Below are 7,772 nucleotides of genomic sequence, written 5' to 3'. Positions count from 1 at the left end.
CTTCCGGGGGCCCTGCGGCCTCCGGTCCTCCCGGATCTCGAAGTCCACTGCAACTCCCTACGAACGGGGTGTTGCAACGACCTCTTGAACTGAAGAAGATCTCCGGGGGCCTCGACGGTCTCAGCCAGTGGGTCAGACGTTGAACCCGAGCGCCCTCAGCTGCTCGCGGCCGTCGTCCGTGATCTTGTCGGGGCCCCACGGGGGCATCCAGACCCAGTTGATGCGCAGTTCGTTGACGAGGCCGTCCGTGGCGGACTTGGCCTGGTCCTCGATGACGTCCGTCAGCGGACAGGCCGCGGAGGTCAGGGTCATGTCGATCGTCGCGATGTTCGCGTCGTCGATGTGGATGCCGTAGATGAGGCCCAGGTTGACGACGTCGATGCCCAACTCCGGGTCGACGACGTCGTACAGCGCCTCGCGGACCTCCTCCTCGGAGGCCGGCTTCATCTCCACGGTCTCGCTCATGCCGTCTTCCTTTCGGCTTCGGCGCCCAGCGCCTGGGCCGTCGCGTCCTTCCACGCCATCCAGCTGAGGAGGGCGCACTTGACCCGGGCCGGGTACTTGGAGACACCGGCGAACGCGACCGCGTCCTCCAGCACCTCCTCCATCGCGTCGTCGGGCTCGATCTTCCCCTTGGACTGCATCAGCTCCAGGAAGGTCTCCTGGATCTTCTGCGCGTCCGCGAGGTCCTTGCCGACCAGCAGGTCGTTCAGCACGGAGGCCGAGGCCTGGCTGATCGAGCAGCCCTGGCCCTCGTACGAGACGTCCTCGATCGTCGTGCCGTCGTACTTCACGCGGAGGGTGATCTCGTCGCCGCACGTGGGGTTCACGTGGTGTACCTCGGCGTCACCGTCCCTGAGACCACGCCCGTGCGGGTGCTTGTAGTGGTCCAGGATGACTTCCTGGTACATCGAGTCCAGCTTCACGGTTTCAGCACGCCCTTCAGCCGAAGAAGTTCCGTACGTGCTCCAGCCCCTCGACCAGTGCGTCGATCTCGGCCGGCGTGGAGTACAGATAGAACGACGCTCGCGTGGTCGCAGGAATTCCGTAGCGCAGGCACACGGGGCGGGCGCAGTGGTGACCCACCCGGACCGCGATGCCCTGCTCGTCGAGGACCTGGCCCACGTCGTGCGGGTGGATGTCGCCGAGCGTGAAGGAGATCGCCGCGCCCCGGTCCTCGGCCGTGGTGGGGCCGATGATCCTCAGGTCCGGGACCGCCGTCAGCCGCTGGACCGCGTACTCGGTCAGCGCGTGCTCGTGGGCGAGGATCCTGTCCATGCCGATCGAGGAGAGGTAGTCGATCGCCGCGCCCAGGCCCACGGCCTGCGCGATCGGCGGGGTGCCCGCCTCGAACTTGTGCGGCGCCGGCGCGTACGTCGACGAGTGCATCGACACGGTCTCGATCATCTCGCCGCCGCCGAGGAACGGCGGCAGGTCCTCGAGGAGCTCCTGGCGGCCCCACAGCACGCCGATGCCGGTCGGGGCGCACATCTTGTGCCCGGTGAAGGCCACGAAGTCGGCCTGGAGGGCCTGGACGTCCAGCGGCATGTGCGGCGCGGCCTGCGAGGCGTCGATGCAGACCAGGGCGCCGACCTCCTGCGCCCGGCGCACTATCGCCTCGACCGGGTTGACCGTGCCCAGGATGTTCGACACCAGCACGAAGGAGACGATCTTCGTCTTCTCGGTAATGATCTCGTCGATGTTGGAGAGGTCGAGGCGGCCGTCGTCCGTCAGCCCGAACCACTTCAGCTTCGCGCCCGTGCGCTGCGAGAGCAGCTGCCACGGCACGATGTTGGAGTGGTGCTCCATCTCCGTGATGACGATCTCGGTCTCGGAGTCCACGCGGTAGGGCTCGTCGGCCCAGCCCAGCATGTTCGCCACGAGGTTGAGCGACTCGGAGGCGTTCTTGGTGAAGATCACCTCGTCCCGCGAGGGCGCGTTGATGAACGCGGCGACCTTGTCGCGCGCTCCCTCGTACAGCGCCGTGGCCTCCTCGGCGAGCACATGCACACCGCGGTGGACGTTGGCGTTGTGGCGCTCGTAGTACTCGTTCAGGGCGTCCAGTACCTGCTGCGGCTTCTGCGACGTGGCCGCGTTGTCCAGGTACACGAGCTTCCGGCCGTCGTGGACCTGGCGGTCCAGGACGGGGAAGTCCTTGCGGATCGCCTCGCCAAGAAGATTGGACTCAGTGAGGAGGCCCGGCAGCTGTGTCACGCGGATGCGCCACCCTTCGTGTAAGCCTCGTACCCCTCGGCCTCCAGCTTGTCGGCGAGCTCGGGGCCACCCGACTCGACGATCTTGCCGTTGGCGAAGACGTGCACGTGGTCGGGCTTGATGTAGCGCAGGATGCGCGTGTAGTGCGTGATCAGCAGGGTGCCGACCTCGCCGGTCTCGCGGACGCGGTTGACGCCCTCGGAGACGATCCGCAGCGCGTCGACGTCGAGGCCTGAGTCCGTCTCGTCGAGGATCGCGATCTTCGGCTTGAGGAGCTCCAGCTGGAGGATCTCGTGGCGCTTCTTCTCACCGCCGGAGAAGCCCTCGTTGACGTTGCGCTCGGCGAAGGAGGGGTCCATGTTGAGGCGCTGCATGGCCTCCTTGACCTCCTTCACCCAGGTGCGCAGCTTGGGGGCCTCGCCGCGGATGGCGGTGGCGGAGGTGCGCAGGAAGTTGGAGACCGAGACACCGGGGACCTCGACGGGATATTGCATGGCGAGGAAGACGCCGGCGCGGGCGCGCTCGTCGACCTCCATCTCCAGGACGTCCTCGCCGTCGAGGGTGACGGTGCCGCCGGTGACGGTGTACTTCGGGTGACCCGCGAGGGAGTAGGCGAGGGTCGACTTGCCGGAGCCGTTGGGGCCCATGATGGCGTGCGTCTCGCCCTGCTTCACGGTCAGGTCGACGCCCTTGAGGATCTCCTTCGTGGCGTTGTCGGCCTCGACGGTGACGTGCAGGTCGCGGATTTCAAGCGTTGCCATGGATTGCCTCAGGACTCCTGGTTGAGGGAGACGAGCACGTCGTCCCCTTCGATCTTTACGGGGTATACGGGGACGGGGCGCGTCGCGGGAAGGCCGGACGGCTTGCCTGTGCGCAGGTCGAAGCTGGAGCCGTGCAGCCAGCACTCGATCTGGCAGTCCTCCACCTCGCCCTCGGAGAGCGAGACGTTCGCGTGCGAGCAGATGTCGTGGATGGCGAACACCTCCCCCTCGGTCTGCACGACCGAGACCGGCGTGCCGTCGAGTTCCACCCGCTTGGGGGTGTCCTCCTCCAGCTCGCTCAGCCCACAGGCGCGTACGAAGGTCGACGTCGGCCCGTTCACGACACGATCTCCAGCTCGGCGTCGATCTTCTCCAGCAGCCGCGCCTCGATGTCGTCGACGCCGATCTGCTGGACGAGTTCGGCGAAGAAGCCGCGGACCACCAGACGGCGGGCCTCGTCGGCGGGGATGCCGCGGGCCATCAGGTAGAAGAGCTGCTCGTCGTCGAAGCGGCCGGTCGCGGAGGCGTGGCCGGCGCCGACGATCTCGCCGGTCTCGATCTCCAGGTTCGGCACGGAGTCGACCCGGGCGCCGTCCGTGAGGACGAGGTTGCGGTTCATCTCGTACGTGTCCGTGCCCTCGGCCTTGGCCTCGATGAGCACGTCGCCGATCCACACCGCGTGCGCGTCGTCGCCCTGGAGCGCGCCCTTGTAGACGACGTTGGACTTGCAGTGCGGGGTGTTGTGGTCGACCAGGAGGCGGTGCTCCTGGTGCTGGCCGGCGTCGGTGAAGTACAGGCCGAACAGCTCGGCCTCGCCACCGGTGCCGGCGTAGGAGACGCGCGGGTGCAGTCGTACGACATCGCCGCCGAAGGTGACGACGACCGACTTGAAGGACGCGTCCCGGCCGATCAGCGCGTTGTGCTGCGCAACGTGCACGGCCTTGTCGTCCCAGTCCTGGACGGAGACGACGGTCAGCTTGGCGCCGTCGCCGAGGACGTAGTCGACGTTGGCGGCGAGCACCGCGTCACCGGTGTGGTCGATGACGACGACGGCCTCGGCGAAGGCGCCCAGCTCGATGACCTGGTGGCCGAAGCGGACCCCGCCCTCGCCGTGCACGGCGATCCGGATCGGCTCGGTGAGGACCGTCTCCTTGGGGACGGTGACCACGCCGGCCTTCTCGAACGCGGAGTACGCCTGGGCGGCGACGCGGTCCACCGGGGTGCCCGCCCTGCCGAGGCGCGCGTCGTCACGGCCGACGGTCTCGACGGTGACGCCCTCGGGGGCCTGCACCTCCACCTTCACTCCCTCGCCGGTGGCGACCGCGGTGCCGTCGTGCAGCCCGCGCAGGCGCTCCAGCGGGGTGAACCGCCACTCCTCCTCACGGCCGTGCGGGACCGGGAAGTCCTGCACGTCGAAGGACGGGGGCGCGCTCATGCGCGTGGCGACGGTCGACTCGGCGGCCACCGCGATCGAGCCGGCGGTGGTGCTGCCCACCGGGATGTTCTGAGCCTCAGCCATGGCTGTCGGTCTGCTCTCTTCCTACGTAAGTGACTGGATGGAGACGGCGGTGCTTAGCCGACCGCGCCTTCCATCTGGAGCTCGATCAGCCGGTTCAGTTCCAGCGCGTACTCCATCGGCAGCTCCTTCGCGATGGGCTCGACGAAGCCGCGCACGATCATCGCCATCGCCTCGAACTCGGAGAGACCACGGCTCATCAGGTAGAAGAGCTGGTCCTCGGAGACCTTGGAGACGGTCGCCTCGTGGCCCATGGACACGTCGTCCTCGCGGACGTCCACGTAGGGGTACGTGTCGGAGCGGGAGATGGTGTCGACGAGCAGCGCGTCGCACAGCACGTTCGACTTGGAGCCAGCGGCGCCCTCACCGATCTCCACGAGACCGCGGTAGGACGTACGGCCGCCACCGCGCGCGACGGACTTCGACACGATGTTGGACGAGGTGTTCGGCGCCATGTGGACCATCTTGGAGCCGGCGTCCTGGTGCTGGCCCTCGCCCGCGAAGGCGATGGAGAGGGTCTCGCCCTTGGCGTGCTCGCCCATCAGGTAGACGGCCGGGTACTTCATGGTGACCTTGGAGCCGATGTTGCCGTCGATCCACTCCATGGTCGCGCCCTCGTACGCCACGGCGCGCTTGGTGACCAGGTTGTAGACGTTGTTCGACCAGTTCTGGATGGTCGTGTAGCGGCAGCGGGCACCCTTCTTCACGATGATCTCGACGACCGCGCTGTGCAGAGAGTCGCTCTTGTAGATCGGGGCCGTACAACCCTCGACGTAGTGGACGTAGGCGTCCTCGTCGACGATGATCAGCGTCCGCTCGAACTGGCCCATGTTCTCGGTGTTGATCCGGAAGTAGGCCTGGAGCGGGATCTCGACGTGCACGCCCTTCGGGACGTAGATGAAGGAGCCGCCGGACCACACCGCGGTGTTCAGCGACGCGAACTTGTTGTCGCCGACCGGGATGACCGTGCCGAAGTACTCCTTGAAGAGCTCCGGGTGCTCCTTGAGGGCGGTGTCGGTGTCGAGGAAGATGACACCCTGCTCCTCCAGGTCCTCACGGATCTGGTGGTAGACGACCTCGGACTCGTACTGGGCCGCGACACCGGCGACGAGACGCTGCTTCTCCGCCTCGGGGATGCCGAGCTTGTCGTACGTGTTCTTGATGTCCTCGGGCAGGTCCTCCCAGGACTCCGCCTGCTTCTCCGTGGAGCGCACGAAGTACTTGATGTTGTCGAAGTCGATGCCCGAGAGGTCCGAGCCCCAGTTCGGCATGGGCTTCTTCTCGAAGAGCCGCAGGCCCTTGAGGCGAAGCTTCGTCATCCACTCCGGCTCGGACTTCTTCGCGGAGATGTCCCGGACGACGTCCTCGTTGATACCGCGCTTCGCAGAGGCGCCGGCGGTGTCGGAGTCGGCCCAGCCGTATTCGTACTTGCCCAGGCCCTCGAGTTCGGGGTGGGCAGTCTCCGTGGGGAGAGTCATGCGGGGTTCCTCCCGGCCGTGCTTGCGGATGCGTTATGGGTGTTCTGGGAAATCTTCGGGATGAATGTCGTACAGACGCCGTCACCGTGGGCGATGGTCGCAAGTCGCTGGACGTGGGTGCCGAGCAGCTGCGAGAAGATCTCGGTCTCGGCATCGCACAGCTGCGGGAACTTCTCCGCGACATGAGCCACCGGGCAGTGGTGCTGGCAGAGCTGCTCGCCGACCGGTGCGCTACGCGCCGTAGCAGCGTACCCGTCCACGCTCAGGGCCTTGGCCAGGGCTTCGATGCGCGACTCGGGGGCCGCGGCCTCGACCGCCTTGCGGTAGGCGGACGCCTGCTGGGCGAACCTCGCGCGCGCGAAGGCGACGACGGCCTCGTCCCCGCCGAACCGCTCCCGGATCCAGTCCAGGGCGTCGGCGGCGAGCTTGTCGTAGGACTGGTCGAAGGCGTCGCGGCCGCAGTCGGTGAGCGCGAAGACCTTGGCGGGACGGCCGCGCGTCCGCGCGCCGTAGACCCGCTGCTCCCGCGCCTCCACGACGTCGTCGGCGACGAGGGCGTCCAGATGGCGTCGTACGGCCGCCTGCGTCAGCCTCAGCCGGGCGGCCAGGTCGGCGACGGTCGACGGGCCGTGGTCCAGGATGGACCGCGCGACCCGGTTGCGCGTCGAGCGCTCACCGGTCGCGAGCTCCTCCTGCGGGGCCTCGCCGACGTTTTTCACAACGCCATTGTTGCGTAATTCCTCAGGGACGGGCAAGCCGCGGCCGGACCTGTGGACGGTGCCCTGCATCACTTAGGCACACCTAACCTGACCTGCGGAAACGATCTTTGATCGATCAATCCGGTGGCATTTCGAGGCCTTGTCGGGGACACTCCGAAACCATGCCGACACCACCTCCCACCGGCCCACTTGTCACCCGCGACACCCTCGCGAAGGAGCTGCGCGAGCTGGGTGTCCGCAGCGGCGAGATCCTCCTCGTGCACTCCTCCCTGAAGGCCCTCGGCTGGGTCTGCGGAGGCCCCGTCGCGGTGGTCCAGGCCCTCCTCGACGTCCTCGGTCCGGACGGCACGCTCGTGGTCCCCACCCAGACCGGCGACCTCTCCGACCCGGCCGTGTGGGGCAACCCGCCGGTGCCCGAGGAGTGGTGGGAGACGATCCGGGCCACCATGCCCGCCTACGACCCCCTCGTCACGCCCTCCCGAGGGGTCGGCCTGATCCCGGAGACCGTCCGCACCTGGCCCGGCGCCCTGCGCAGCGCGCACCCGCAGACGTCCTTCGCCGGGCTCGGCGCTCGCGCGCGGGAGGTGCTCGACGGCCACGCACCCGACTGCCGCCTCGGCGAGCGCAGCCCGCTGGCCCGTCTCGAAGCGCTGCACGCGCGCGTGCTGATGCTGGGCGCGCTCTGGGACACCTGTACGAGCTTCCATCTCGCCGAGTACCGCGTCCCCTCCCCGCTGGTGCGGGTCGGCCGCCCCGGACCGGCCGGCTGGGAGGTGGTGACCGAGGTGTCGATCACCTCCGACCGCTTCGACGAGCTGGGCTACGACTACGAACGGGACCGTCCCGTCGTACGGGGAACAGTGGGCGGGGCCGACACCCGGCTGTTCCCGGTCGCGGACGCGGTCGCCTACGCCGAGCGGTGGCTGCCGGTGCACCGGTCCCGGGAGGAGGAGATCCCCGGGGCGGTGCGCACCGTACTCGGTGGTGGGGATCTCGGCGGTGGAGACCCCAGTGGTGGGGATCCCGGTGGTGGAGATCCTGCACCCGGCCGTCGGCCGCGCGGACCGCGAACCTAGACTCGGGC

General features: G+C 68.1%; 9 protein-coding genes. 1 reads left to right on the top strand and 8 read right to left on the bottom strand.

Going from position 1 to position 7,772, the window contains the following annotated elements:
* Nucleotides 1–132: 132 nt before the first annotated feature.
* From ABZ896_RS14695 to ABZ896_RS14660, 8 genes are read right to left on the bottom strand one after another with little or no spacing between them, the layout of a single operon-like run.
* The gene (locus tag ABZ896_RS14695) at nucleotides 133–465 is read right to left on the bottom strand and encodes a metal-sulfur cluster assembly factor (RefSeq protein WP_073494514.1); all 333 of its coding nucleotides are present in this window, start codon (nucleotides 463–465) and stop codon (nucleotides 133–135) included.
* Nucleotides 462–926, bottom strand: coding sequence for a Fe-S cluster assembly sulfur transfer protein SufU (gene sufU, locus ABZ896_RS14690; RefSeq protein ID WP_360927393.1), 465 nt, complete (start codon nucleotides 924–926; stop codon nucleotides 462–464). The genes ABZ896_RS14695 and sufU overlap by 4 nt, the downstream gene beginning before the upstream one ends.
* Nucleotides 927–942: 16 nt before the next feature.
* Nucleotides 943–2,214, bottom strand: coding sequence for a cysteine desulfurase (locus tag ABZ896_RS14685; protein ID WP_360927390.1), 1,272 nt, complete (start codon nucleotides 2,212–2,214; stop codon nucleotides 943–945).
* Nucleotides 2,211–2,975 carry a Fe-S cluster assembly ATPase SufC gene (gene sufC / locus ABZ896_RS14680; protein WP_360927387.1) on the bottom strand — a complete coding sequence of 255 codons (765 nt, stop codon included), beginning with the start codon at nucleotides 2,973–2,975 and terminating at the stop codon, nucleotides 2,211–2,213. Before sufC ends, ABZ896_RS14685 begins: the two co-directional genes overlap by 4 nt.
* 8 nt (nucleotides 2,976–2,983) lie before the next feature.
* The gene (locus ABZ896_RS14675) at nucleotides 2,984–3,316 is read right to left on the bottom strand and encodes a non-heme iron oxygenase ferredoxin subunit (protein ID WP_360927384.1); all 333 of its coding nucleotides are present in this window, start codon (nucleotides 3,314–3,316) and stop codon (nucleotides 2,984–2,986) included.
* On the bottom strand, nucleotides 3,313–4,494 hold the full coding sequence (gene sufD / locus ABZ896_RS14670; protein WP_360927381.1) for a Fe-S cluster assembly protein SufD: 1,182 nt from the start codon (nucleotides 4,492–4,494) through the stop codon (nucleotides 3,313–3,315). Before sufD ends, ABZ896_RS14675 begins: the two co-directional genes overlap by 4 nt.
* A 53-nt stretch (nucleotides 4,495–4,547) precedes the next feature.
* Nucleotides 4,548–5,969, bottom strand: a complete 1,422-nt coding sequence (gene sufB, locus ABZ896_RS14665; RefSeq protein ID WP_360927378.1) for a Fe-S cluster assembly protein SufB — start codon at nucleotides 5,967–5,969, stop codon at nucleotides 4,548–4,550.
* Nucleotides 5,966–6,688 carry a metalloregulator ArsR/SmtB family transcription factor gene (locus ABZ896_RS14660; RefSeq protein WP_360927375.1) on the bottom strand — a complete coding sequence of 241 codons (723 nt, stop codon included), beginning with the start codon at nucleotides 6,686–6,688 and terminating at the stop codon, nucleotides 5,966–5,968. Before ABZ896_RS14660 ends, sufB begins: the two co-directional genes overlap by 4 nt.
* Nucleotides 6,689–6,849: 161 nt before the next feature.
* Between ABZ896_RS14660 and ABZ896_RS14655 the strand changes: the two genes are divergently transcribed.
* Nucleotides 6,850–7,764 (top strand): AAC(3) family N-acetyltransferase, encoded by a 915-nt coding sequence (locus tag ABZ896_RS14655; protein ID WP_360927372.1) that lies wholly within the window; start codon nucleotides 6,850–6,852, stop codon nucleotides 7,762–7,764.
* Nucleotides 7,765–7,772: the final 8 nt, after the last annotated feature.

The organism is Streptomyces sp. NPDC047072 (assembly GCF_040643855.1).
Classification (GTDB): domain Bacteria; phylum Actinomycetota; class Actinomycetes; order Streptomycetales; family Streptomycetaceae; genus Streptomyces.
This window is presented reverse-complemented; position numbering and strand designations above follow the sequence as displayed.

Bases quoted from the DNA above. Each gene is read 5' to 3' on its own strand.
- ABZ896_RS14695 (WP_073494514.1), bottom strand. From the start codon at position 465: ATGAGCGAGACCGTGGAGATGAAGCCGGCCTCCGAGGAGGAGGTCCGC.
- sufC (WP_360927387.1), bottom strand. From the start codon at position 2,975: ATGGCAACGCTTGAAATCCGCGACCTGCACGTCACCGTCGAGGCCGAC.
- sufD (WP_360927381.1), bottom strand. From the start codon at position 4,494: ATGGCTGAGGCTCAGAACATCCCGGTGGGCAGCACCACCGCCGGCTCG.
- sufB (WP_360927378.1), bottom strand. From the start codon at position 5,969: ATGACTCTCCCCACGGAGACTGCCCACCCCGAACTCGAGGGCCTGGGC.
- ABZ896_RS14655 (WP_360927372.1), top strand. From the start codon at position 6,850: ATGCCGACACCACCTCCCACCGGCCCACTTGTCACCCGCGACACCCTC.